The following is a 22,209-nucleotide window of genomic DNA, read 5'->3' as shown; positions in this document are numbered from 1 at the left end:
AACTCAAGATCGAACAAGAGGAACCTGAACCATGGCCGCATATGACAAGGCCGATCTGGAGCGCCGGATGGCCGGCGCCGTCGAAGCGCTCAAGCACGACCTGGCGGGCCTGCGCACCGGGCGCGCCAGCACCACGCTGCTCGATCCGGTGACCGTCGAGGTTTATGGCGCGCACATGCCGCTGAACCAGGTGGCGACGGTGTCGGCGCCCGAGCCACGCATGCTGAGCGTGCAGGTGTGGGACAAGTCGAACGTCGGCCCGGTCGACAAGGCGATCCGCTCCGCCGGCCTCGGCCTCAACCCGATCGTCGACGGCCAGACGCTGCGCCTCCCGATCCCGGACCTGACCGAGGAGCGCCGCAAGGAGCTGGCCAAGCTGGCGAGCAAATATGCCGAAAATGCCCGTATCGCCGCGCGCAACGTGCGCCGCGACGGCATGGACAATCTCAAGACCGACGAGAAGAAGGGTGAGTTCGGCGAGGATGAGCGCAAGCGCCACGAGGCCGAAGTGCAGAAGCTGACCGACGCCACCATCGCGGACATCGACGCCGCCGCGACGGCGAAGGAAAAGGAAATTCTCGGCAAGTGACCCCGGCCTCTGCGCCTCTTCCGGCGGGTCCGGAAGACGGGGCCGTCCCCCGTCATGTCGCCATCATCATGGATGGGAATGGCCGCTGGGCGAAGGCCCGGCGGTTGCCGCGGCTTGCCGGGCACAAGCAGGGCGTGGAGGCGGTGCGGCGCGTGTCCAAGGCCGCGCGCGAGCAGGGCATCGAGGTCCTGACGCTCTACGCCTTTTCGTCGGAGAACTGGCGGCGGCCGGAAGAGGAAGTGCGCGACCTGATGGGGTTGCTGCGCCATTTCCTGAAGAACGAGCTCAAGGATCTGGTTGCCGAGAATGTGCGGCTGCGGGTGATCGGCGATTATCGCGCGCTGTCGGGCGATCTGGTCGCGATGATCGACGAGGCGATCGCGCGCACCTCTGTCAACACCGGCGCGACGCTGGTGATCGCGCTCAATTACGGTGCGCAGGCGGAGATCGTCGCGGCGGCGCGCAGGCTGGCGACGGCGGCGACGGCGGGCGAGATCGCGCCCGATGCAATCGACGAGGCGATGTTCAGCGACGCGCTGACCACCCATGACCTCCCCCCGCTCGACCTGCTGATCCGCACCTCGGGCGAACAGAGACTGTCCAACTTCCTGCTGTGGCAGGCGGCCTACGCGGAATTGCTGTTCGTCGACACGCTGTGGCCCGATTTCGATGGGGCGGCGCTGGCCGACGCGCTGGCGCAATTCGGGCGGCGGCAGCGCCGTTTCGGCGGCCTGTGAGCGAGGTTCCGCCCCGCAAGAACGCCGATCTGCCGGTGCGCGCGGCGGTCGGGATCGCACTGATCGCCGTGGCGGGGCTCGCGCTGTGGTTGGGCGGATTCGCCTTCTGGCTGCTCGCGACCGTCGCGGGGATCGTGATGATCGACGAATGGGGCAAGCTGCACGGTGCGATGCCCGCCCGGCGCAAGCTGGCGCAGTACGCGTTGATGGTGCCGCTCGCGATCATGGCACCGGTCGCCGCTGGGGCGAGTTTCCTCGCGCTGGGCCTGGTGTTTGGTGCATTCTTCTTTCTTGCGATCGTCACCCGCAGCGGCGCGCTGGGGGCCGGGGCGGTCTATGTCGGCCTGCCGGTGCTGGCGCTGGTCTTCCTGCGCGAACAGGGGCTGCTCGTCGCCTTCTGGGCGATGGCGCTGGTCTGGGCGTGCGATATCGGCGCCTATTTCGCCGGGCGCGCGATCGGCGGGCCCAAGCTGATCCCCGCGGTCAGCCCCAACAAGACCTGGGCCGGGCTGGGCGGTGGCGTGGTGGCGGCCGGGTCGTTCGGACTGGCCCTGACGGTTTGGGGGCTTCCGCTCGCGCTGGCCGTCTCGTCCCCGCTGCTGGCGGTGCTCGCCCAGGCGGGCGACCTGTATGAAAGCTGGCTGAAGCGCCGGGCTGGGGTCAAGGATTCGGGCAACATCCTGCCCGGGCATGGCGGTGTGCTCGACCGGCTCGACGGGCTGGTCCCGGTGGCGCCGGTTGCGGCGGTGCTCGTTCTTCTGCTGGGGGCCGCATGAGGAGCGTCACGATCCTGGGCGCGACCGGATCGGTCGGCACGTCGACGCTCGACCTGATCGAACGCGATCCCGAGGGATTCAAGGTGGTCGCGCTGACCGCAAATTGCGATGTCGCCAAGCTTGCCGACGCCGCGCGACGCACCGGCGCGCGGCGCGCGGTGGTGGCGGATGAGAGCTGCCTGCCCGACTTGCGCGAGGCGCTGCGCGACACCGATGTCGAGTGTGCCGGCGGCGCAGACGCAGTGTGCGAAGCCGCGCGGATGGGGGCGGACTGGACGATGGCCGCGATCGTCGGGACTGCGGGACTGAAGCCGGTGCTCGCCGCGCTCGAAGGCGGCGGGGCGGTGGCGCTGGCCAACAAGGAATCGTTGGTGTCGGCGGGCGCCGTCGTGACGGACGCCGCCACCCGCCACGGCGCGACACTGTTGCCGGTGGATTCCGAACATAATGCCGTGTTTCAATGTCTTGAGACGCGAAATGCCGACAAGGTCTCACGCATCATCCTGACCGCGAGCGGCGGGCCGTTTCGCGAGCGATCGCTGGAGGAGATGCGCGCGATCACCCCCGAACAGGCGGTGGCGCATCCCAACTGGTCGATGGGCGCGAAGATCAGCGTCGATTCGGCGACGATGATGAACAAGGGTCTGGAGCTGATCGAGGCGTATCACCTGTTCCCGGTGACCCCCGACCAGCTCGACGTGATCGTCCATCGCCAGTCGGTGATCCATTCGATGGTCGAATATGTCGACGGATCGGTGCTGGCGCAGCTCGGCTCGCCCGACATGCGCGTGCCGATCGCGCACGCGCTGGCATGGCCGGCGCGGATGGAAACTCCGTGCCAGCGCCTTGATCTCGCCACCATCGGCCGGCTCGATTTCGAGGCGCCCGACTATGATCGCTTCCCGTGCCTTAAGCTGGCGCGCGAGGCGCTGGCGGCGGGTGGCGCGCGCCCGGCCATCCTGAATGCAGTGAATGAGGTGGCGGTGGCCGCGTTCCTGGCGCGGCGGATCGGCTTTCTTGAAATTGCCGCAATCGTCGCGGATATCCTCGATCGCTACGACCCGGCCGCGCCGGAAACGCTCGATCAGGTACTGGCGATCGATGCGCAGGCGCGGCAGCTGGCGGGCGAGCGTGTGAAGGATTGCGTCGCTTGACCGATAACCCCGGTTTCCTGCTGTATCTGTTCGGCTTCGTGCTGCTGATCGGGCCGCTCGTCTTCGTGCACGAGCTGGGCCATTACGCCGCGGGCCGCTGGTTCGGGATCAAGGCCGAGGCGTTTTCGATCGGATTCGGGCGCGAGATCGCCGGGTTCACCGACAAGCGCGGGACGCGGTGGAAGTTCGGCTGGCTGCCGCTGGGCGGCTATGTGAAGTTTGCGGGCGACATGAACCCCGCAGGGCAGCCGACGCCGGAATGGCTGTCGCTTCCGGCGGCGGAGCGGGCGCAGACGTTCCAGGCCAAGCCGCTGTGGCAACGCGCGATCGTGGTGGCGGCGGGGCCGGTCACCAATTTCATCGTCGCGATCCTGATCCTGGGCGTGTTCGCCGGCATCTATGGCGAAGCGAAGATCCCTCCCGTCGCGGGCTCGATCGAAGCCGGGACACCGGCCGCCGCTGCGGGACTGAAGCCGGGCGACCGGTTCGTCGCGATCGGCGGACGGCCGGTCGATAGTTTCGAAGACATGATGCGGTTCACGTCGCTCCGGGCCGGCATGCCGGTGCGGATCGACTATGTCCGCGACGGCCGCGCGGCGAGCACGGATGCGGTGATCGGACGCCTGGTCGAGAAGGATCGGTTCGGGAACGAGTCGAGCCGGGGCTATCTGGGTGTGGCGGGCACCGATGAGGTCGTCCGCACACCCGTCGCGTGGTGGCAGGCGCCGCTCGTCGGGTTCAAGCGGACGGTATCGCTTGTCAAGACGATGATCGACGGCCTGGGGCAGCTCGTCATGGGACGGGTTCCCGTCAGCGAGCTCGGCGGACCGCTGCGAATCGCCAAGATTTCGGGGGAGATGCTGTCGCTCGGCTTCGAGCAGTTCGTCATCATGGCGGCACTCATCTCGATTAATCTGGGATTCATCAACCTGTTGCCAGTCCCGGTGCTGGATGGCGGCCATCTTCTGTTCTATGCGGTCGAGGCGGTACGCCGGAAACCCGTCGAGCCTGAGGTGATGGAATGGGCATTTCGTGGCGGGATGATCGCAATCCTGGCATTGATGCTTCTGGTGACGTTCAACGATCTGGGCGCCTTTGGCGTGTGGAGAAATCTGGCCGGGTTGATCGGCTGACGCGGTTGGGGCAGGGCAGGGCATCTGCCCGTGCTGCGGCCAGAATATTCTCAAATCCGACTGGGGTGGGATGGTGACGGCAATCAAGGTTACGAAAATTGGCGTGCGCGCCTCCGCGGTTCTGATGGCCGGCACGACATTGTTCGCGCTCGCCACCGCGGCCCATGCGCAGCAGGCAAGCCCGCCGGCGACCGCCGCACAGCAGCCCGCGCCCGCCCCGGTGGCTGCGCAGGCGGAAACCCGCACCATCCGCACGTTGCGGGTCGAGGGAACCCAGCGTCTCGAGCCGGAGACGGTGCTGTCCTATACCCGCCTGCGCGTCGGCCAGCCCTATACGACCGAAAGCCTGGACCAGGCGATCCGCGACGTGCTGGCGAGCGAATTGCTGGCCGACGTGACGATCGAGGGCGTGGAGACGGGCGACATCGTCCTGCGTATCCGTGAGAACCCGGTCATCAACCGCGTGATCCTGGAGGGCAACAAGCGCCTTAAGAACGACAAGATCGTCAAGGAAATCAAGCTGGCGCCGCGCCAGATGTTCACCCGCACCGCAGTGCGGGCGGACGTCGCCCGCATCGTCGAGCTGTATCGGCGCCAGGGCCGCTTCGCCGCCTCGGTCGAGCCGAAGATGGTCAGCCTCGACCAGAATCGCGTCGATATCGTGTTCGAGATCCGCGAGGGGCCGAAGTCGAAGGTCCGCCAGATCAACATCATCGGCAACGAGCAGTTTTCGGACGGCAAGCTGCGCGGCGAGATGGCGACCAAGCAGTCGCGCCTGACCAGCATCTTCAGCTCCAACACCAGCTACGACCAGGACCGCCTGGCCTATGACCAGCAGAAGCTGCGGCAATTCTATCTGACCGAGGGCTATGCCGACTTCCGCGTGGTTTCGGCCGTCGCCGAGCTGACGCCGGACAAGAAGGACTTCATCATCACCTACGTGATCGAGGAAGGCCCGCGCTACAAGTTCGGCCCGGTCACGGTCGACAGCAATATCCGCGACTTCGACGATGTAACGCTCGCCAAGAATCTCGCGATCAAGGAAGGTGACTGGTACAACGCCAAGCTGGTCGAGGACACGGTCGACCGGCTCTCCGAGACCGCGGGTGCGTTCGGCTATGCCTTCGCCAATGTCAGCCCGGAGTTCCAGCGGGACCGCGAGAAGTTGACGATGACGCTCAACTTCAACATCGCCGAAGCACGCCGGACCTATGTCGAGCGGATCGACATCACCGGCAACACGCAGACGCAGGACAAGGTCATCCGTCGCGAGATGCGTCTGGCGGAAGGCGACGCCTTCAACACCTTCCTGGTCAAGCGGTCGCAGGATCGCATCAATTCGCTCGGCTATTTCGACGAGAAGTTCGAGATCGAGCAGAAGGAAGGATCGGCGCCGGATCGCGTGATCCTCACCGCCAATGTCGAGGAGAAGTCGACCGGCGAGCTGACGCTGTCGGCGGGGTTCTCCAGCCTCGAGCGCTTCATCTTCCAGGGCTCGGTGCGTCAGCGCAATTTCCGCGGCAAGGGGCAGGATCTGCGACTGTCGGCCGATTATTCGAGCTATTCGAAGTCGGTCGAGCTGGGCTTTACGGAGCCCTATCTGTTCGACCAGAATGTCGCGCTGGGCGGTACCATCTTCCGTCGCGACTATAACTCGTTCAACTATCTCGGCACCGATCGTCGTACCACGTATCAGCAGGTATCGACCGGCGGGCAGGTCGTTCTGGGCGTGCCGCTGACCGAATACTGGACCGCATCGGGCCGCTATTCGCTGACCCACGATTCGGTGACGCTCGACGAGAATACCTTCTTCACCAATGGCGCGTGCGACCCGCTCAAGGCCGGACGCTATCTGTGCGAGGCGATCGGCAAGCGCTGGACTTCGGCGGTGGGCCTGTCTCTCATCTATGACAGCCTGAACAGCCGCCTGCGTCCGACATCCGGCCAGCGGCTTGTGGTCGGCGGCGATTTCGCGGGCCTTGGCGGCGACGTCAAATATCTGCGCGGCCGTTTTGACGGCGACAAATATTGGAATGTCGGCGGCGGCTTTATCTTCTCGGCCGGGCTCGAAGGTGGCTATATCCACAGCCTCGAAGATGGCGCCCCCGGAGTGGATCCTGTCCGGATCACCGACCGCTTTTTCCTGGGCGAACCGCAGTTCCGCGGCTTCGACATCCGCGGTGTGGGCCCGCGCATCCAGCGCATCGGCTACACCGGAACCGTGGCGGCAGGAAACCAGACGCTGATCACCAACGAAGACCAGATCTTCGACGATGCGATCGGCGGCCGCGCCTATTATCTGGGCAAGCTGGAGCTTGAAATTCCGCTGGGAGCGGGCGCGCGCGAGATGGGCATCCGCCCGTCGATCTTCGTGATGGCGGGTGCCAACTGGGGCATCCGCACGCCGAACAAGACGGCGACCTTCACCCAGGCGACCGACGGCGCGGGCAATCCGCTGTTCAACGCGGACGGTTCGCCGTCGCTGCTGCCGATCCAGACCCCGCAGTTTGATTCGGAAGGCCGTCCGCTCTATGCCGTGCCCTTCACCGATGCGGTCGCGCCGGGACAGCTTACGACCTGTAGCGTCGGCTATTCGGCAACCGCGGGTGGACCCTGTTCCGGCACGTCGATCAACAGCCGTTACAACATCACGACCGACCCGTTCCTCGAACAGTTCCTGGGCAATTCGCCCAAGCCGCGGCTGTCGGTAGGCATCGGGGTCAACTGGAACTCGCCGTTCGGCCCGCTGCGGCTCGATCTGGCCCACGCCTTCCTGACCCAGAAAGGCGACGACACGAAACTCTTCACCTTCAACGTAGGGACTGCATTCTAATGCGTAACACCAAAACCCTTATCGCCGCGATCGCGGTTGCCGGCGCGACGTTCGGTGCGGGCGCCGCGACCGCGCAGGCGCTTGCCGACGCCAAGATCGCCACCGTCGATACCGAGCGCGTCATGCGCGAGTGCACCGCATGCGTCGCCGCCAACACGCAGCTCCAGACCCAGCTGACCCAGCTGCAGCAGTTCGCGCAGCAGCAGGGAGCCCCGCTCCAGACCGAGGAAGCCTCGCTCGAAGCGGCGCTGAAGGCTGCAAACGGCAAGCCCGATGCGGCGCTGACCCAGCGTATCCAGGCGTTCCAGACGCGTCAGGGTACCGCCCAGCGCCAGGTCAACGAGCGTCAGGCGACCTTCCAGCGGAACGTCCAGTATGTTCGCCAGCAGATTGCCGAAAAGATGGTCCCCGCCGTTCAGCAGGTGGCGCAGCAGCGTGGCGCGACCGTCGCACTCGATCGCGGCAACGTCCTGTTCGCCGCGACGACGGTCGACATCACCGCGCAGGTGCTGACGACGCTCAACCAGCAGCTGCCGAGCGTGCAGACCGTGGCACCCCCGCCGCAGCAGCCGGCCCAGCAGCCCGCGCAGCCCACGCAGCCGGCGCCCACCGGCCGGTGAGCGACGCCGCCGAAGGAAAGGCCGCCATCGGCCCGCTCGACGTGACGCGGGTGATGGCGGCGTTGCCGCACCGTTACCCGATGCTGCTCGTCGATCGGGTCGAGCAGCTGATCCCAGACGAGAAGATCGTCGCGATCAAGGCGGTGTCGATCAACGAGGAATTCTTCCAGGGGCATTTCCCGGGCAGGCCGATCATGCCCGGAGTCCTGCAGGTCGAGGCGCTGGCACAGGCAGCAGGCGTGCTCGCGGTCGAGAGCCTGGGCCTCGCCGGGACCGGCAAGCTGGTCTATTTCATGTCGATCGACGGGGTGAAGTTCCGCAAGCCGGTCGAGCCTGGCATATTGCTGCGGCTCGAGGTCGAGTTCGTGCAGAAGCGCGCGCGCATCTGCAAGTTTGCGGGCAAGGCATATCTGGGCGACGATCTGGCGACCGAATGCGAATTCACCGCGATGATCGCCGACCCGCCGAGCGCGTGATTTGGATCCGGCACCGGCCGGCTCTCCCACCCGGCCACTCACGAACGTAATTTGATCGGTGGCCGGGTGGGGGAGCGGGCCGGTGCCGAAGTCCATTGCATGAACGCCGCAGCTCTGTTAGGGGCCGCGCCGTCTTGTTGCCGGTCGGAAACCGGCGCTCAAACTCAAGGAACAGACCCGTGAAGGCCGATACGCACCCCGATTATCACATGATCAAGGTCCAGATGACCGACGGCACCGTCTATGAGACGCGTTCGACGTGGGGCAAGGAAGGCGATCTGATGCAGCTGGAAATCGATCCGCTGGCGCACCCGGCATGGACCGGCGGCCGCGGCCAGATGCTCGATTCGGGTGGTCAGGTCGCGCGCTTCAACAAGCGTTTCGGTGGGCTCTCGCTTTCCAAGAAGTGAGCGGCACGGGCGACGCGCCCGGCCCATTGATCTGCAACGGCTCGCTCCGAACCCCGGGGCGGGCCGTTTGCATATGGACACGCCGAGAAGGCGTTAACGTGCGATTAGGCGTCTCGGCCTTAGGCTCGCCCCATGATTTCAACGGACAAGCGCAGCTTCGCAGCAGAATTCGAACCCGCCGTCCTCGGGCGGCGGCGCAGCCCGCGTGCGCCGGTGTCGCTCGACGCCAAAGTCGGCCGCGGCGGCCTCGACCGTGCCTTGTGCAAGGTGGTCGACCTGTCGATGCACGGGGCGAAGATCGAAACCTATTCCGCGCTGCGCCGCGACGCCGTGATCTGGCTGACACTTCCCGTGATCGGTCATTGGGCGGCACGCGTCGCCTGGGCCAGCGACTTCGAAGCCGGGCTGGAGTTCCAGATCGCGCTGAGCGAGGACGAGTTCGAGCGGCTGACCGCGGCCGGGTGACACGGCGCCGCGTCGAAGGCTTGGACAGGCGGCGGCTTCTCGCTTAAAGGCGGCGCAACGCCGTGATCCATGCTCTCGCCAACCCTACGCGCTTCCTGCGACTAGCGCGCCCGTTGACGCCCATCCTCTACTGGAGCGGGCTGGTGCTGGTGCTGGTCGGCGCCTGGGGCGGCCTCACGCAGACGCCGCCGGATTATCTGCAGAAGGAAAGCGTTCGCATCCTCTACATCCACGTTCCCGCCGCCTGGCTGGGGATGGGGGGCTGGAGCGCGCTGGCGATCGCCTGTTTCACCTATCTCGTCTGGCGCCATCCGCTCGCGGCGCTGGCGTCGCGGGCGATTGCGCCGGTGGGGGCGGTGTTCGCGGCGCTGTGCCTGATCACCGGATCGATCTGGGGGCGTCCGACCTGGGGGACCTGGTGGCAATGGGACGGGCGGCTGACGTCGATGCTGCTGTTGTTCTTCGTCTATATCGGCTGGATCGCGCTCGAGCGTGCCGATCGCGAGCGGGGCGGGGACGGGCGGATACCGGCGCTGTTCGGGATGGCGGGGACGGTGCTGCTGCCGGTGATCCGTTATTCGGTGATCTGGTGGAATACGCTGCACCAGGGGCAGAGCCTGACGCTGACGAGTTCGACCATCCATGATTCGATGCTGTGGCCGTTGCTGATGACGCTGACCGGCTTTTCGCTGCTGTTCGGCGGCATCGTGCTGATGCGGATGCGGGCGATCCTGGCCGAGCAGCGCGTCGAGGCGCGGATGCGGCGGATGGCCGCATGAACCACTGGCCGTTCATCATCGCAGCGTATGCCATCGTCGCCGCCGCAGTCGGTGGGCTGTCGTTCGGCAGCTGGCGCGCGATGCGCCGCGCCGAAACGGCTGCAGAACTGCTGAGAGAGCGCCGATGAAGCCCAAGCATCAAAGGCTGCTGCTGGGCCTCGCCGCGCTCGTCGCGGTGGGTGGGGCGAGCGGCCTCGCGCTGTCCGCCCTGCGCGACCAGGCCGCGTTCTTCTACACGCCCAGCGATCTTGCCAGCAAAGCGCCCACAGTCGGCAAGGCGGTGCGGCTGGGCGGCATGGTGGAGACGGGGTCGGTCAAACGGCTGCCCGACGGCGTCAGCATCAATTTCGTGGTGACGGACAAGGGCGGGCGGGTGCCGGTTCGCTTCACCGGCGTCGCTCCCGATCTGTTCAAGGAAGGGTCGGGCGTGGTCGCCGAGGGCAAGTTCGAGGCCGATGGCAGCTTCACCGCGGACAATCTGCTCGCCAAGCATGACGAGCGCTACATGCCGCCCGAAATCGCCGACAAGATGCCCGCACCCGAGACCGTCACGCGATGATTGCGGAGGCAGGGCTCGCCGCCTTGTGGCTGGCGGCGGCGCTTGCGCTGCTCCAGCTCGTAGCCGCGGGGCTCGCGCTGCGCGTTGGCGACGCGACGGTCCGTGGCCAGCTGTTCGCAACCGTCCGGCCTGTTGCGATCGTTCAGGGCGTGCTCGCGGCGCTGTCCTTTGCACTGCTGATCACGCTGTTCGTGCGCTCCGACATGTCGGTGCTGCTCGTTGCGCAGAACAGCCACTCGGCCAAGCCGCTGATCTACAAGATCGCCGGCGCCTGGGGGAACCATGAGGGCTCGATGCTGCTGTGGGTCACCGTGCTCGCACTGTCGGGCGCAGCGATCGGATGGCTCGAGCGGCAGCTCGAATGGCGCACGCTGATTGCAACGCTGGGCGCGCAGGCGGCGATCGCGCTCGGCTTCTACGCGTTTCTGCTGATCGCCTCCAACCCCTTCACCCGCCTCGATCCGGCGGCGGTCGACGGGCTCGGCCTCAATCCGCTGTTGCAGGACCCCGGCCTCGCCTTCCACCCGCCGACCCTTTATTTCGGCTATGTCGGCCTTTCGGTCGCCTTTTCCTTTGCGGTCGGCGCGATGGTGACGCGCGATGTCGGGCCAGCCTTTGCCCGCGCGATGCGGCCTTGGGTGCTGGTGGCGTGGATCTTCCTGACGATCGGGATCACCGCGGGAAGCTACTGGGCCTATTACGAGTTGGGCTGGGGCGGCTGGTGGTTCTGGGATCCGGTCGAGAACGCGTCGCTGATGCCCTGGCTCGCCGCCACCGCCTTGCTCCATTCGGTCAATGTGCTCGCCGCGCGCGACGGCCTTCGCGCCTGGACGCTGATGCTCGCCGTCGTCGCCTTCTCGATGTCGATGCTCGGCACCTTCCTGGTCCGATCGGGGATTCTGACCAGCGTCCACGCCTTTGCCGTCGATCCGCAGCGCGGCACCTTCATCCTGATCCTGCTCGCGCTGTATATCGGCGGCGCGCTCGCACTGTTCGGCGCGCGGGTCGGGACGGTGAAGGCGGGGCAGGGGTTCGATCCGTTGAGCCGCGAGGGCGGGCTGGTGCTCAACAATCTGCTGCTCACCGTGATCCTCGGCATCGTGCTGATCGGCACGCTCTATCCGATCGTGGCGCAGGCGATGGGCGAGCAATTGTCGGTTGGCCCGCCCTTCTTCAACAAGACCGCAGGGCCGATCGCACTGGCGCTGGTGGGGGCGATGCTGGTCGGACCGCTGCTGCGCTGGCGCCGGGACGAGGCCAACACCGTGCTGACCAGACTGACCGTACCGATCGCCGCGACGATGCTGGCGATGGCGGCGGTGTTCGTGCTCGCGCCGGGAACGGGCTGGATGGAAATCGCGGGGCTGGGCCTTGCCGCCGGCCTTGCCATCGCCAGCTTCGCGCCGCTCTGGAAACGCAATCTCCTGCGCACCCCGCTGTTCACCTGGGGCATGATCGTCGCGCATTTCGGCGTCGCCGTCAGCCTCGCCGGGATGGCGGCGGACAGCGCGTTCACCGACGAACGCCTCGTCGCCGCCGAATATGGTCAGCCCTATTATGTCGGGCCGTGGCGGGTGGTGCTGAACGGTGTATCGCCTGCGATCGGCGACAACTGGTCGGCGGTCGAGGGACGGGTGACCGCGAGCCGCGGGTCGCTCGATGGGCCGGGGCTGCTGTTGCGCCCGCAACGGCGCTTCTATGCGTCGCCCCCCACCGATACTGCCGAGGCGGCGATATCGACGCGGTTCGACGGGCAGCTGTACGCCGTGCTCGGGCATCAGGATGCACAGGGGCGCTGGCAGCTTCGGCTGTGGTGGAAACCCTGGGTCACGCTGATCTGGCTGGGCGGCGGCCTGATCGCGCTGGGCGGGGCGCTGTCGCTGGTCGGGCGACTGGTCCGCGAACGGCGCAATGCGCGACGCAGGGAGGAAGCCGAATGAAGCGCTGGCTTCCGCTTCTTGCCTTTTCCGTGCTGGTCGTCCTGGTTGGCTATGGGCTGACGCGCCCGTCGGACGCGCCGGTGCGCTCGGCGCTGGTCGGCAAGCCGCTGCCCGACTTCGCGCTGCCGGCGATGGTGCCGGGCAAGCCGGGCCTGGTCCGCGCAGACCTGGCGACGGGTAAACCCCGACTGCTCAATGTCTTCGCCAGCTGGTGCGTGCCCTGCATCGCCGAGGCGCCGCAGCTGATGAAGCTCAAGGCGGCGGGGGTTCAGATCGACGCGGTGGCGATCCGCGACACGCCTGAGGCAGTCGCTGCGTTTCTCGCCCGGCACGGCGATCCCTATGCGCGGATCGGCAACGATGCCCAGCGGGTCGTGCAGATCGGCATCGGATCGTCCGGAGTGCCCGAAACCTTCGTCATCGACGGGCAGGGGCGGATCGCGATGCAGCATATCGGCGATATCCGCGAAGAGGATGTTCCCAAGCTGCTCAAGGCGCTGGAGGATGCGCGATGAGCCTGATTATCGCCCTCGCGCTCGCCGCCGGCGCGCCCGCCGATCTCGGCTACGCCCAGCTGCCCGATGCGAAGCGTGAGGCGCAAGCCGCCGAACTGATGGGCGAATTGCGCTGCCTTGTGTGCCAGGGCCAGTCGATCGCCGATAGTGACGTCGACATGGCGGCCGACATGCGGCGCATCGTGCGGCAGAAGATCGCGGCGGGGGAGAAACCTGATGTCGTTCGGCAGTGGCTGATCGACCGCTATGGCAGCTACGTGACCTATGATCCGCCGCTGAGCTGGTCGACGGCGCCGCTGTGGCTCGCGCCGCTGCTGCTGCTGGGTGCCGGCGCGTGGCTTGCGCGCGGGACGTTGCGGCGGAGGCGTCGATGATGAGCTGGATCATCCTCGCCGCGCTTGGAGCGATCGCGCTCGGCCTTTTGTGGTTGCTCGGCGCGCCGCGTGCACTGTGGACCTTCGGCGCGGCCGCGCTGATGCTCGGCGCGGCGGGCTATGCGTTGCAGGCGCGCCCGGGCCTGCCCGGAGCGCCGGTTTCAGCCGCCAAGAAGACCCGGCCCGACGACGCGGCGTTGCGCGACCTGCGCGGCGCGATGTTCGGCCGGTTCACCTCGATCGACGCCTCCTTCTTCGCCGCCGATGCCCTGGTGCGCGGGGGAAATGCCGAAAAGGCGGCACGGCTGATGCTGGGCAGCGTTCGGGCGTCGCCCAACGATGCGGCGCTGTGGACCTGGCTCGGCATGACGCTGGTCGAGGCGGACGACCAGACGGTGTCGCCCGCAGCCGGGGTCGCATTCCGCCGCGCGATGGTGCTGGCGCCGGCGCATCCGGGCCCGCCCTTCTTCTATGGCCTCGCGCAGGTTCGCGCCGGGAATTTTGCCGCGGCCCGGCCGCTCTGGCGCAAGGCGCTTGCCCTGGCGCCCGAGGGGGCGGGCTATCAGCGTGATATCGCGATACGGCTGGCGCTGTTGGAGCAGCTGCTGGAAATGCAGCGAAGCGGCGAACAGACGGCGCCGCAACCGCAACCGGTCAGGTAAGCTCCCGCTTGCGCGCCAGCTGCGTCTCGACCAGCTGGATCGCCTTGAGGATAGCGGATTCGATCGAGAGAAAGCTCGTGTCCAGCACGGCCGCGTCCGGCGCTGCGACGAGCGGCGCCTGCGCACGGGTGCTGTCGCGGTCGTCGCGCGCGCGGATGTCCGACAGCACCCGGTCGAGGCTGACGGTCGATCCGATCTTCTGAAGCTCGGCATGGCGCCGCCGCGCGCGGATCATCGGCGTCGCCTTGACGAACAGCTTGGCGTCCGCGTCGGGCGCGATCACCGTCCCGATGTCGCGCCCGTCGAGGATCGCGCCATTGGGCTGCGCCGCGAACCGCTTCTGCCGCTGGAGCAGGGCCGAGCGGACCAGCGGGTGGGCCGAGACGACCGACGCGGCCTTGCCCACCTCATCGGAGCGCAGCCATTCGTCGGCGAGCAGCAGATCGTCGAAGCTCGTCGCCGCCACCGCATCGGCCTCCTGCGCCGGATCGAGTTCGTCGCGCAGCACAGTCGCCGCGACCGCGCGATAGAGCAGCCCGGTATCGAGATGCGGAAGCCCGTAATGGCGGGCGAGAGCGCGGGCGATGGTGCCTTTGCCCGAAGCGGCGGGTCCGTCGACGGCAATGATCATGGCTGGACTTCGGTCAGTCTGTCGAGAGTGGGGAAGAAGCCCGGATAGCTGGTGGCGACCGGGCTGACGTCGTCGATCGTCACTTCATTGCGCGCGCCGAGTCCAGCGACGGTCATGCTCATCGCGATGCGATGATCCAGATTCGAGGCGATCCGTGCGCCACCGGGGAGCAGGTCGCCATCGTTGCCGGTCACGGCCAGCCCATCCTCGAATTCCTCGAGCCGAACGCCATTGGGCGCAAGCGCGGCAACCATCGCGGCGATGCGATCCGATTCCTTGACGCGCAGTTCTTCCGCGCCCCGCGCAACGGTGCGTCCCTTGGCAAAGGCGGCGGCGACGAACAGCACCGGATATTCGTCGATCATGCTCGGCGCGAGGTCCGGCGGTACGTCGATCGCCGACAGCCGAGCATGGCGGACGCGCAGGTCCGCGACCGGCTCGCCACCGACGGTGCGTTCGCCCTGCGCGACGATATCGGCGCCCATCATCCTGAGCGCGGTGAGGAGTCCGATGCGGGTCGGGTTCATGCCGACATTGGCGATGACGATGTCCGAGTCGGGCACGATCGACGCGGCAACCATCCAGAAGGCGGCCGACGACGGATCTCCGGGAACCGTGATCTGCTGGGCCACGAGTTCCGCCTCGCCGCGAATCGCGATGATCCGGCCGTCCGCCGTTTCCTCGACGGTCAGCTCGGCGCCGAACCCGCGCAGCATGCGCTCGCTGTGATCGCGGGTCGGCACGGGCTCGATGACCCGGGTGATGCCCGGGGTGTTGAGCCCGGCGAGCAGCACCGCCGACTTGACCTGTGCGGAGGCCACCGGAAGGCGGTATTCAATCGGCACCGCCGGGCACAGGCCGCGCATCGTCAGCGGCAGGCGCCCGCCGGGACTCGACGTGAACTCCGCGCCCATCGCCGACAACGGATCGATCACGCGGCCCATCGGTCGCTTCGAGAGCGAAGCATCGCCGGTGAAGGTCGCGGTGATCGGATGGCTGGCGATCAGTCCCATCAGCAATCGGGTCGAGGTGCCCGAATTGCCCATCTCGAGCGCGGTGTGCGGCTGGAGCAGTCCGCCCACGCCGACGCCGGCGACGTGCCATATCCCATCTGCGTCACGCTCGATCTGCGCGCCCATCGCGCGCATCGCCGCGGCCGTCGCGAGGACATCTTCCCCCTCCAGCAGCCCTTCGATGCGGCTTTCGCCCACCGCCAGCCCCGCGAACATCAGCGAACGGTGGCTGATCGACTTGTCGCCCGGAACGGTCACGGTGCCGCGCAGCGGGCCGCGTGCGGAAATGGCAAGGGGTCGGGGAGAATGTGCGCTCATCGGCGGCGGCTTTGACAGGGGGCTTGCGCTATGGCAAGGCGCCCGCCACTTCAGCGGGGACAAGTTTCCCGTCATCCCTGTAATTACGAACAAAAGGCATAGAGCGGCACATGGTGAAGCCGGAATGGGGCACGAAGCGGACCTGCCCGAAATGCGCAACGCGCTTTTACGATCTGACCAAGGACGAACCGGTCACCTGCATCAACTGCGGTTATGCATGGGAGCCCGAGCCGATTCTCAAGTCGAAGCAGCCGCTTCCGTTCGAGGCGGTGAAGGACGTGGCCGAGAAGCCCAAGAAGGACGATAGCGATCTCGGCGACGACGATCTGGACATCGACGAGGATGCGGAGGGTTCGCCCGACGATGACGTCGATCTGGGCGGCGACGACGACCTGGGCGTCGACACCGGCGACGACGACGAAGAAAGCTGAGAAAAACGGGTTGCACACCGCGCGATGGCTGCTAAAGGCCATCGCCTTCCCGGAACGGATGGGGCCGTAGCTCAGCTGGGAGAGCGTCGCAATGGCATTGCGAAGGTCAGGGGTTCGATCCCCCTCGGCTCCACCAACTCCTTGAAGAACAGGCCGGGCGCGCTTCGCGACCCGGCCTTTTCTTTGCCTGAGGCACGGCGCGACCGAGTCCCGCATCGGTACAGTCGTTAACGATCCTTTAGGGGTGGCCGATATCGTTACCGGCGCGTTAACTTCTTGCCATGCGACGCGAACTCATCCTCTCCGGCGCCAGCCGCAGCCACCCGTTCCGTGCCACCCTGCCCAAGGTCCGCGCCGAAGTGCGCAGGCGCGAGGACGACAGCGACATCAAGCTGTTCGCGCTGAGCTTCACCGCATTCTTCGTGTGTATCTACACCTTCATCTTCTGAAGGCGCCGCCTGCGCTCAGTCGCAGGCGCGGTGCAGCTTCTGCGCCAGCCAGGCGGAGATCACGGCCATGCCGGCCACGAACAACAGCTGATTCGACGGCCCGACGCCGAGCGCCGTGATCGCGATCACCATCAGCGCGCCCAGCACCATCCCGAATGCGTTGACGATATTGTTCGCGGCCACGGTGCGCGCGGTCTGATCCTTCGTCACGGTGGTGGTCAGGAAGGCATAGAGCGGCACCACGAACATTCCGCCGGCGATCGCGATCGCGATCAGCGTGGCGAGCACGATCCATGCCTGCGGCATGACGATGAACGCCATCATGTCGTAAAGCCCGCCATCCGGCGCGGGGACCCAGAAACGCGATTCGAACGAGAATGCGACGACGAAGCCCGCCATCGCGATGACCGAGATCGGGGAGAATTTGGCCGAAATCTCTCCCCTCAGCATGGCGTTGATGATGACCGATCCGATCGCCACGCCGACCGAGAAGGTGGCGATCATCAGGCTCGCTACCCGTTCGTCGGACGTCAGTACGTTCTTCGCCAGCGGGGTGAAGATGACGATCAGCACCGATCCCATCGTCCAGAAGAAGCTGATCGCGCAGATCGCCCAGAACAGCCGCGGGATGTGCATGGTGTTGGCGATCAGCCGCCACGAAGCGGTGAAGGGATTGAAGTTGAGCTTGAGCTTCGCACCCTGACGGGGGGCCGGGGGGACCATCCGCCCCGTGAACCAGCCGATGATCGCCACGATCAGCGTCAGCCACCCGGCGGTCTCGATCGATACCCAGCCGGCGATCACGGTGCCGAGCAGGATCGACAGATAGGTGGCGGCTTCCACCATGCCGGTGCCGCCCAGCACCTCGTCTTCCTTCAGATGCTGCGGCAGGATCGCGTATTTGATCGGGCCGAAAAAGGTCGAATGCGTGCCCAGCATCAGCACGGCGCCGAGCATCATGCCGACGCCGACCATCGGATAGCCGAAATGCGCGACGACGATCCCCGCGCCGCCGAACAGCATGATGCCGATCTCCGCGGTCTTCACGATGCGGATGATCTGCGCCTTGTCGTATGTGTCGGCGAGCTGGCCGGAGAGGGCGGACAGAAACACGAAGGGAACCAGCGCCATGCCGGTGGCGAGCGCGTTGAAGACGAACTCGGTCTCCGGATCGTTCAGCACCTGATAGGTCGCGAACAGCACCATCGCCGTCTTGAACAGATTGTCGTTGAACGCCCCCAGGAACTGCGTGACGAAAAGGGGCAGAAACCGGCGCTCCTTGAGCAATCCGAGCGCGTTGTTCATATGCGTGGCGGGCCTTCGACCGTCAAAACCGGCACCCGCATAGCCCCGGGGCGCGGGGCGCGGCAACCGCTATCGCGCGCGTCGGCATCGTGGGGGTGTTCGCGGCGCCGGGCGGTGCTAGAGCGAAGACATGCTGACGCTGCCCAATGTCCTGACGCTGTCGCGAATCGTCACCGTGCCGTTGCTGGTGTTCTTCCTGTGGTGGCCGGAATGGCAGGCCGGGTACGCCCTTGGCTTTGCGACCTACTGCCTGATGGGCATTACCGACTATTTCGATGGCTATCTCGCCCGATCGCGCGGAACCGTATCGAAGCTGGGGGTCTTTCTGGATCCGATTGCCGACAAGATCATGGTCGCGGCAGTCATCCTGATCCTGTGTGCGAAGGAGCTGATTCCCGGGGTCCATATGATCGCGGCCCTGGTCATCCTGTTGCGCGAGATCGCGGTGTCCGGGCTGCGTGAGTTCCTCGGCGGCATCCAGGTATCGGTACCGGTGTCTGCGCTCGCCAAGTGGAAGACTGCGTTGCAGCTCACGTCGCTGGGGGGCCTGATCCTGGCCGGCGCGCTTCCGGAATGGGTCTGGATCCATGACGTCAGTCTCGCGATGCTATGGGGCGGGGCGGTTCTGACGCTGCTGACCGGCTGGGATTATCTGCGCGTCGGCCTCAGGCATATGGACAGCTGATGCAGCTGCTCTACTTCGCCTGGGTGCGCGAGACGATCGGAATGGCCGAGGAGACGGTCGAGCCGCCCGGCGCGGTGCGTACCGTCGCCGATCTGGTCGAGTGGCTGCGTGGGCAGAGTACGGCGCATGATCGGGCGTTTTCGGACATGACCCGGCTGCGCGCCGCGGTCGACCAGAAATTCGTGCCGCTCGATCATGAACTGGGAGCGGTGCGGGAGGTCGCGATCTTCCCCCCGGTGACCGGCGGATGATCCGCGTTTCGGTCGATCCCGCGCCGATCGATGTCGGTGTCGAGCTTGCCGGGATCGAAGAGACCGGGGCGGGGGCGGTGGCGAGCTTCATTGGGGTGGTGCGCGGCGATGACGGCGTCACCTGCCTCGAGCTCGAACATTATCCCGGCATGACCGAAGCGGTGCTGTGCGATCTGGCCGAACAGGCCATGCAACGCTGGTCGCTCATCTCGGCGGTGGTGATCCACCGGGTGGGGCCGATGGAGCCTGGCGAGCGCATCGTGCTGGTCGCGACCGCAGCGGCGCATCGCGGCGCAGCGCTCGATGCCTGTGCATTCCTGATCGACCGGCTGAAGACCGACGCCCCCTTCTGGAAACGCGAGCATCGCAGCGGGGCGGCCAGCTGGGTCGAAACACGCAGCAGCGACGCGGCTGCCGCAGCGCGCTGGGACGATCAGGCCGTGACCGGCGCCGACTGAGCCAGCACCTCGGCGAGCAGGCGGAAATCCCGCTCCCGCGGCGACGCCTTGCGCCACACTAGGGCGATGCGGCGCGAGGGATTGTCGGCCTGAAGCGGGCGCGCGGTGATGTGGGTGTGATCGAGAATGCCCGCATCGATCGCCATTTCGGGCAGCATCGTCACGCCGAGCCCATTGTCGACCATCTGGACCATCGTGTGCAGCGACGTGCCGAGCATCGTCGCTTCTGCACGCAGCTCGGGGCGGTTGCACGCCGCCAGCGCATGATCTTTCAGGCAATGCCCGTCTTCGAGCAGGAGCAGGCGGGTTTCGTCGATCTCGTTGGCGGTGACCACCTTGTGGTCGAGTTCGAACTCGCCCTGCGGGAAAGCGACGAACAGGCGGTCTTCGAACAGCGGGGCGGTCTCGACATCGCCACAGGCATAGGGAAGGGCGAGCAGCACGCAGTCGGTGCGTCCGGTATGCAGGCTTTCGCAGGCAGCACCGCTCGGTTCCTCGCGCAGAAACAGCTTGAGGTCGGGATAGCCGCGCCGCAGCCGGGGCAGGATGCGCGGCAGCAGGAAGGGCGCGATGGTGGGGATCACGCTCATCCGCATTTCACCCGACAGCGGCCGCCCGGCGGCGCGTGCGAGGTCGGCGAGCTCCTCCGCCTCGCGCAAGACACGCCGCGCCTTCTCGACGATCCGCTCGCCGAGCGGGGTGAAGCGGACTACCCGCCGCGTGCGCTCGACCAGCACGACCCCGATCAGCGTTTCGAGCTCGCGCAGGCCCGCGGACAGAGTCGATTGGGTGACGAAACACGCCTCCGCCGCGCGACCGAAATGGCCGTGATCCTTCAGCGCGACCAGATACTGAAGTTGCTTGAGCGTAGGCAGGTAGGTTTGCGCCATTGATCGATCCAGCCGATTGATGGCGCCGATATAAGTGGCAGGCGCGATAACGCCACCCCCGCATTCTGCGGGGGTGGCGCTCCGCCGCTTACGCGGCAGCGGCCTCGATCTCTTCGGCAGGGAGCCGGATGAGATAGTCGAAGGCCGACAGGCCGGCGGTCGATCCCGCGCCCATCGCGATCACGATCTGCTTGTACGGCACCGTCGTGCAGTCTCCGGCGGCGAAGATGCCGGGCTGGCTGGTCTCACCGCGCGAATCGATCTCGATCTCGCCGCGCGGCGTGAGCGCGATCGTATCCTTGAGCCATTCGGTGTTGGGGACGAGGCCGATCTGGACGAAGATCCCTTCGAGAGCGATGTCGTGCTCCTCACCGGAATTGCGGTCCTTGTAGGTCAGGCCGGTGACCTTCTCCGCGCCGTTGACGCGCGTCGTCATCGCCGACGTGATCACCTGGACATTGGCAAGGCTGCCAAGCTTGCGCTGAAGCACCGCGTCGGCGCGCAACTGGCTGTCATATTCGATCAGCGTGACATGGCCGACGATGCCGGCCAGGTCGATCGCCGCCTCGACACCCGAATTGCCGCCGCCGATCACCGCGACGCGCTTGCCTTTGAACAAAGGACCGTCGCAATGCGGGCAATAGGCCACGCCTTTGTTGCGATACTCCTCCTCGCCGGGAACACCCATCTGCCGCCACCGCGCGCCAGTCGACAGGATCACGGTCTTCCCCTTCAGGCTGGCGCCATTGGCGAGCACCACCTCGTGCAACCCGCCTTCGCGCGTCGCCGGGACGAGCTTGTCGGCACGCTGGAGGTTCATCACGTCGACTTCATTGTCCTTGACGTGCGCTTCGAGCTGGGCGGCGAGCTTGGGCCCTTCGGTGTAGGGGACCGAGATGAAGTTCTCGATGCCCATCGTGTCGAGCACCTGGCCGCCGAAGCGCTCGGCGGCGACGCCGACGCGCAGGCCCTTGCGGGCGGTGTAGATGGCGGAGGCTGCGCCGGCGGGACCGCCGCCGACGATCAGCACGTCGAACGGATCTTTGGCGGCGAGCTTTTCGGCTGCCTTGGCCTCGGCGCCGCTGTCGAGCTTGGCGACGATCTGCTCAAGCTCCATCCGGCCCGATCCGAACAATTCGCCATTGAGATAGACGGTCGGGACGGCGAGCACCTGACGCGCGTCGACCTCTTCCTTGAACAGCGCGCCGTCGATCGCGACGTGGCTGATCCTGGGGTTGAGCACCGCCATCAGGTTGAGCGCCTGCACGACATCGGGGCAGTTCTGGCAGCTGAGCGAGAAATAGGTCTCGAAGTGCAGGTCGCCGTCGAGGCCCTTCACCGCCTCGATCAGCTCCTGCGCCGCCTTGGACGGGTGGCCCCCGACCTGGAGCAGCGCGAGCACGAGGCTGGTGAATTCATGCCCCATCGGGATGCCGGCGAAGCGCACGCCGATATCGGTCCCGGCGCGGCGGATCATGAAGCTGGGGGTGCGCTTGTCGTCATTCTGGCGGACGAGCGTGATCTTGCCGGACAGCGCGGCAATCTCGGTGAGCAGCGTTTCCAGTTCGCGCGACTTGGGATCGTCGCCCAGGCTGGCGACGAGCTCCACGGACTCGCGGATATGCACGAGATAGGCTTCAAGCTGTTGCGTCAGATGGGCGTCGAGCATGGGGAATTCCTATAGATATGAAGGCAAAACGGCCCGGGGCGGCGGGAAGTCCACCCCGGGCCGCATCAGGCACCCGCAGAGGGAGGG

27 protein-coding genes and 1 tRNA gene are annotated in these 22,209 nt (G+C 66.5%); 23 read left to right on the top strand and 5 right to left on the bottom strand.

The window, feature by feature from the left end:
* Window positions 1-31: 31 nt before the first annotated feature.
* The 17 genes from frr (at window position 32) to ABS767_RS14130 (ending at window position 14,022) form a co-directional block, all read left to right on the top strand.
* A complete protein-coding gene (gene frr, locus ABS767_RS14210; RefSeq protein WP_408079467.1) occupies window positions 32-589 on the top strand; it encodes a ribosome recycling factor in 558 nt (185 codons plus the stop codon).
* The gene (locus ABS767_RS14205) at window positions 586-1,326 is read left to right on the top strand and encodes an isoprenyl transferase (protein ID WP_408079465.1); all 741 of its coding nucleotides are present in this window, start codon (window positions 586-588) and stop codon (window positions 1,324-1,326) included. Before frr ends, ABS767_RS14205 begins: the two co-directional genes overlap by 4 nt.
* Window positions 1,323-2,102, top strand: coding sequence for a phosphatidate cytidylyltransferase (locus ABS767_RS14200; protein WP_408079463.1), 780 nt, complete (start codon window positions 1,323-1,325; stop codon window positions 2,100-2,102). The genes ABS767_RS14205 and ABS767_RS14200 overlap by 4 nt, the downstream gene beginning before the upstream one ends.
* Window positions 2,099-3,256: a 1-deoxy-D-xylulose-5-phosphate reductoisomerase gene (locus ABS767_RS14195; protein ID WP_408079461.1), complete on the top strand. Its 1,158-nt coding sequence runs from the start codon at window positions 2,099-2,101 to the stop codon at window positions 3,254-3,256. Before ABS767_RS14200 ends, ABS767_RS14195 begins: the two co-directional genes overlap by 4 nt.
* On the top strand, window positions 3,253-4,389 hold the full coding sequence (locus ABS767_RS14190; protein WP_408079459.1) for a M50 family metallopeptidase: 1,137 nt from the start codon (window positions 3,253-3,255) through the stop codon (window positions 4,387-4,389). Before ABS767_RS14195 ends, ABS767_RS14190 begins: the two co-directional genes overlap by 4 nt.
* 70 nt (window positions 4,390-4,459) lie before the next feature.
* Window positions 4,460-7,222 (top strand): outer membrane protein assembly factor BamA, encoded by a 2,763-nt coding sequence (gene bamA, locus ABS767_RS14185; protein WP_408079457.1) that lies wholly within the window; start codon window positions 4,460-4,462, stop codon window positions 7,220-7,222.
* Entirely contained in the window at window positions 7,222-7,842 is a 621-nt protein-coding gene (locus ABS767_RS14180; RefSeq protein WP_408079455.1) for an OmpH family outer membrane protein, read from the top strand. The genes bamA and ABS767_RS14180 overlap by 1 nt, the downstream gene beginning before the upstream one ends.
* The gene (fabZ, locus tag ABS767_RS14175) at window positions 7,839-8,318 is read left to right on the top strand and encodes a 3-hydroxyacyl-ACP dehydratase FabZ (protein WP_408079453.1); all 480 of its coding nucleotides are present in this window, start codon (window positions 7,839-7,841) and stop codon (window positions 8,316-8,318) included. Before ABS767_RS14180 ends, fabZ begins: the two co-directional genes overlap by 4 nt.
* Window positions 8,319-8,497: 179 nt before the next feature.
* On the top strand, window positions 8,498-8,728 hold the full coding sequence (rpmE, locus tag ABS767_RS14170; RefSeq protein WP_145845438.1) for a 50S ribosomal protein L31: 231 nt from the start codon (window positions 8,498-8,500) through the stop codon (window positions 8,726-8,728).
* A 132-nt stretch (window positions 8,729-8,860) separates the two neighbouring features.
* On the top strand, window positions 8,861-9,193 hold the full coding sequence (locus ABS767_RS14165; protein WP_408079450.1) for a PilZ domain-containing protein: 333 nt from the start codon (window positions 8,861-8,863) through the stop codon (window positions 9,191-9,193).
* 62 nt (window positions 9,194-9,255) lie between these two features.
* Window positions 9,256-9,972, top strand: coding sequence for a heme ABC transporter permease CcmC (gene ccmC, locus ABS767_RS14160; RefSeq protein ID WP_408079448.1), 717 nt, complete (start codon window positions 9,256-9,258; stop codon window positions 9,970-9,972).
* The gene (ccmD, locus tag ABS767_RS14155; protein ID WP_408079446.1) at window positions 9,969-10,100 is read left to right on the top strand and encodes a heme exporter protein CcmD; all 132 of its coding nucleotides are present in this window, start codon (window positions 9,969-9,971) and stop codon (window positions 10,098-10,100) included. The genes ccmC and ccmD overlap by 4 nt, the downstream gene beginning before the upstream one ends.
* Entirely contained in the window at window positions 10,097-10,531 is a 435-nt protein-coding gene (gene ccmE / locus ABS767_RS14150) for a cytochrome c maturation protein CcmE (RefSeq protein ID WP_408079444.1), read from the top strand. The genes ccmD and ccmE overlap by 4 nt, the downstream gene beginning before the upstream one ends.
* Window positions 10,528-12,471, top strand: coding sequence for a heme lyase CcmF/NrfE family subunit (locus ABS767_RS14145; protein WP_408079442.1), 1,944 nt, complete (start codon window positions 10,528-10,530; stop codon window positions 12,469-12,471). Before ccmE ends, ABS767_RS14145 begins: the two co-directional genes overlap by 4 nt.
* Window positions 12,468-12,986: a DsbE family thiol:disulfide interchange protein gene (locus ABS767_RS14140; protein ID WP_408079440.1), complete on the top strand. Its 519-nt coding sequence runs from the start codon at window positions 12,468-12,470 to the stop codon at window positions 12,984-12,986. Before ABS767_RS14145 ends, ABS767_RS14140 begins: the two co-directional genes overlap by 4 nt.
* Entirely contained in the window at window positions 12,983-13,360 is a 378-nt protein-coding gene (locus ABS767_RS14135; RefSeq protein WP_408079438.1) for a cytochrome c-type biogenesis protein, read from the top strand. Before ABS767_RS14140 ends, ABS767_RS14135 begins: the two co-directional genes overlap by 4 nt.
* Complete coding sequence (locus ABS767_RS14130; protein WP_408079436.1) at window positions 13,360-14,022, top strand: tetratricopeptide repeat protein; 663 nt, start codon at window positions 13,360-13,362, stop codon at window positions 14,020-14,022. The genes ABS767_RS14135 and ABS767_RS14130 overlap by 1 nt, the downstream gene beginning before the upstream one ends.
* Here the strand turns inward: ABS767_RS14130 and cmk are convergent.
* Window positions 14,015-14,653: a (d)CMP kinase gene (gene cmk / locus ABS767_RS14125; RefSeq protein ID WP_408079434.1), complete on the bottom strand. Its 639-nt coding sequence runs from the start codon at window positions 14,651-14,653 to the stop codon at window positions 14,015-14,017. The genes ABS767_RS14130 and cmk overlap by 8 nt on opposite strands.
* Window positions 14,650-15,984 (bottom strand): 3-phosphoshikimate 1-carboxyvinyltransferase, encoded by a 1,335-nt coding sequence (aroA, locus tag ABS767_RS14120; RefSeq protein WP_408079432.1) that lies wholly within the window; start codon window positions 15,982-15,984, stop codon window positions 14,650-14,652. Before aroA ends, cmk begins: the two co-directional genes overlap by 4 nt.
* Before the next feature lie 110 nt (window positions 15,985-16,094).
* Here aroA and ABS767_RS14115 point away from each other — a divergent pair, with 110 nt between their 5' ends.
* The 3 genes from ABS767_RS14115 (at window position 16,095) to ABS767_RS14105 (ending at window position 16,864) form a co-directional block, all read left to right on the top strand.
* Window positions 16,095-16,415 carry an FYDLN acid domain-containing protein gene (locus ABS767_RS14115; protein WP_408079430.1) on the top strand — a complete coding sequence of 107 codons (321 nt, stop codon included), beginning with the start codon at window positions 16,095-16,097 and terminating at the stop codon, window positions 16,413-16,415.
* 60 nt (window positions 16,416-16,475) lie between these two features.
* Window positions 16,476-16,551: transfer RNA gene (locus ABS767_RS14110), tRNA-Ala, on the top strand.
* A gap of 145 nt (window positions 16,552-16,696) precedes the next feature.
* The gene (locus ABS767_RS14105) at window positions 16,697-16,864 is read left to right on the top strand and encodes a hypothetical protein (RefSeq protein WP_408079428.1); all 168 of its coding nucleotides are present in this window, start codon (window positions 16,697-16,699) and stop codon (window positions 16,862-16,864) included.
* A 15-nt stretch (window positions 16,865-16,879) separates the two neighbouring features.
* Here ABS767_RS14105 and ABS767_RS14100 read toward each other — a convergent pair whose 3' ends face one another.
* On the bottom strand, window positions 16,880-18,169 hold the full coding sequence (locus ABS767_RS14100; protein ID WP_408079426.1) for an MFS transporter: 1,290 nt from the start codon (window positions 18,167-18,169) through the stop codon (window positions 16,880-16,882).
* Between the two features lie 130 nt (window positions 18,170-18,299).
* Here ABS767_RS14100 and pgsA point away from each other — a divergent pair, with 130 nt between their 5' ends.
* Genes pgsA through ABS767_RS14085 form a run of 3 tightly spaced genes read left to right on the top strand, consistent with a single transcriptional unit; the run spans window position 18,300 to window position 19,563 of the window.
* Window positions 18,300-18,854, top strand: a complete 555-nt coding sequence (gene pgsA / locus ABS767_RS14095) for a CDP-diacylglycerol--glycerol-3-phosphate 3-phosphatidyltransferase (RefSeq protein ID WP_408079424.1) — start codon at window positions 18,300-18,302, stop codon at window positions 18,852-18,854.
* On the top strand, window positions 18,854-19,105 hold the full coding sequence (gene moaD, locus ABS767_RS14090; RefSeq protein WP_408079422.1) for a molybdopterin converting factor subunit 1: 252 nt from the start codon (window positions 18,854-18,856) through the stop codon (window positions 19,103-19,105). The genes pgsA and moaD overlap by 1 nt, the downstream gene beginning before the upstream one ends.
* Window positions 19,102-19,563 carry a molybdenum cofactor biosynthesis protein MoaE gene (locus ABS767_RS14085; RefSeq protein WP_408079420.1) on the top strand — a complete coding sequence of 154 codons (462 nt, stop codon included), beginning with the start codon at window positions 19,102-19,104 and terminating at the stop codon, window positions 19,561-19,563. Before moaD ends, ABS767_RS14085 begins: the two co-directional genes overlap by 4 nt.
* Here ABS767_RS14085 and ABS767_RS14080 read toward each other — a convergent pair.
* Window positions 19,539-20,453 carry a hydrogen peroxide-inducible genes activator gene (locus tag ABS767_RS14080; protein WP_408079418.1) on the bottom strand — a complete coding sequence of 305 codons (915 nt, stop codon included), beginning with the start codon at window positions 20,451-20,453 and terminating at the stop codon, window positions 19,539-19,541. The two genes, ABS767_RS14085 and ABS767_RS14080, sit on opposite strands and share 25 nt — an antisense overlap.
* Window positions 20,454-20,541: 88 nt before the next feature.
* The gene (gene ahpF / locus ABS767_RS14075) at window positions 20,542-22,122 is read right to left on the bottom strand and encodes an alkyl hydroperoxide reductase subunit F (RefSeq protein WP_408079416.1); all 1,581 of its coding nucleotides are present in this window, start codon (window positions 22,120-22,122) and stop codon (window positions 20,542-20,544) included.
* Window positions 22,123-22,209 lie beyond the last annotated feature (87 nt).

It is taken from the genome of Sphingomonas plantiphila, assembly GCF_046000505.1.
GTDB classification, from domain to species: Bacteria; Pseudomonadota; Alphaproteobacteria; order Sphingomonadales; family Sphingomonadaceae; genus Sphingomonas; species Sphingomonas plantiphila.
The sequence above is the reverse complement of the archived record's forward strand: the minus strand, read 5'-3'. Positions and strand labels throughout refer to the sequence as shown.

What these genes read in the sequence shown, in the direction of transcription:
- frr (WP_408079467.1), top strand. Translation starts at nt 32, where the DNA reads ATGGCCGCATATGACAAGGCCGATCTGGAGCGCCGGATGGCCGGCGCC.
- ABS767_RS14195 (WP_408079461.1), top strand. Translation starts at nt 2,099, where the DNA reads ATGAGGAGCGTCACGATCCTGGGCGCGACCGGATCGGTCGGCACGTCG.
- bamA (WP_408079457.1), top strand. Translation starts at nt 4,460, where the DNA reads ATGGTGACGGCAATCAAGGTTACGAAAATTGGCGTGCGCGCCTCCGCG.
- ABS767_RS14180 (WP_408079455.1), top strand. Translation starts at nt 7,222, where the DNA reads ATGCGTAACACCAAAACCCTTATCGCCGCGATCGCGGTTGCCGGCGCG.
- ABS767_RS14165 (WP_408079450.1), top strand. Translation starts at nt 8,861, where the DNA reads ATGATTTCAACGGACAAGCGCAGCTTCGCAGCAGAATTCGAACCCGCC.
- ccmD (WP_408079446.1), top strand. Translation starts at nt 9,969, where the DNA reads ATGAACCACTGGCCGTTCATCATCGCAGCGTATGCCATCGTCGCCGCC.
- ccmE (WP_408079444.1), top strand. Translation starts at nt 10,097, where the DNA reads ATGAAGCCCAAGCATCAAAGGCTGCTGCTGGGCCTCGCCGCGCTCGTC.
- ABS767_RS14145 (WP_408079442.1), top strand. Translation starts at nt 10,528, where the DNA reads ATGATTGCGGAGGCAGGGCTCGCCGCCTTGTGGCTGGCGGCGGCGCTT.
- ABS767_RS14140 (WP_408079440.1), top strand. Translation starts at nt 12,468, where the DNA reads ATGAAGCGCTGGCTTCCGCTTCTTGCCTTTTCCGTGCTGGTCGTCCTG.
- ABS767_RS14135 (WP_408079438.1), top strand. Translation starts at nt 12,983, where the DNA reads ATGAGCCTGATTATCGCCCTCGCGCTCGCCGCCGGCGCGCCCGCCGAT.
- ABS767_RS14130 (WP_408079436.1), top strand. Translation starts at nt 13,360, where the DNA reads ATGAGCTGGATCATCCTCGCCGCGCTTGGAGCGATCGCGCTCGGCCTT.
- cmk (WP_408079434.1), bottom strand. Translation starts at nt 14,653, where the DNA reads ATGATCATTGCCGTCGACGGACCCGCCGCTTCGGGCAAAGGCACCATC.
- aroA (WP_408079432.1), bottom strand. Translation starts at nt 15,984, where the DNA reads ATGAGCGCACATTCTCCCCGACCCCTTGCCATTTCCGCACGCGGCCCG.
- ABS767_RS14115 (WP_408079430.1), top strand. Translation starts at nt 16,095, where the DNA reads ATGGTGAAGCCGGAATGGGGCACGAAGCGGACCTGCCCGAAATGCGCA.
- ABS767_RS14105 (WP_408079428.1), top strand. Translation starts at nt 16,697, where the DNA reads ATGCGACGCGAACTCATCCTCTCCGGCGCCAGCCGCAGCCACCCGTTC.
- ABS767_RS14100 (WP_408079426.1), bottom strand. Translation starts at nt 18,169, where the DNA reads ATGAACAACGCGCTCGGATTGCTCAAGGAGCGCCGGTTTCTGCCCCTT.
- pgsA (WP_408079424.1), top strand. Translation starts at nt 18,300, where the DNA reads ATGCTGACGCTGCCCAATGTCCTGACGCTGTCGCGAATCGTCACCGTG.
- moaD (WP_408079422.1), top strand. Translation starts at nt 18,854, where the DNA reads ATGCAGCTGCTCTACTTCGCCTGGGTGCGCGAGACGATCGGAATGGCC.
- ABS767_RS14085 (WP_408079420.1), top strand. Translation starts at nt 19,102, where the DNA reads ATGATCCGCGTTTCGGTCGATCCCGCGCCGATCGATGTCGGTGTCGAG.
- ABS767_RS14080 (WP_408079418.1), bottom strand. Translation starts at nt 20,453, where the DNA reads ATGGCGCAAACCTACCTGCCTACGCTCAAGCAACTTCAGTATCTGGTC.
- ahpF (WP_408079416.1), bottom strand. Translation starts at nt 22,122, where the DNA reads ATGCTCGACGCCCATCTGACGCAACAGCTTGAAGCCTATCTCGTGCAT.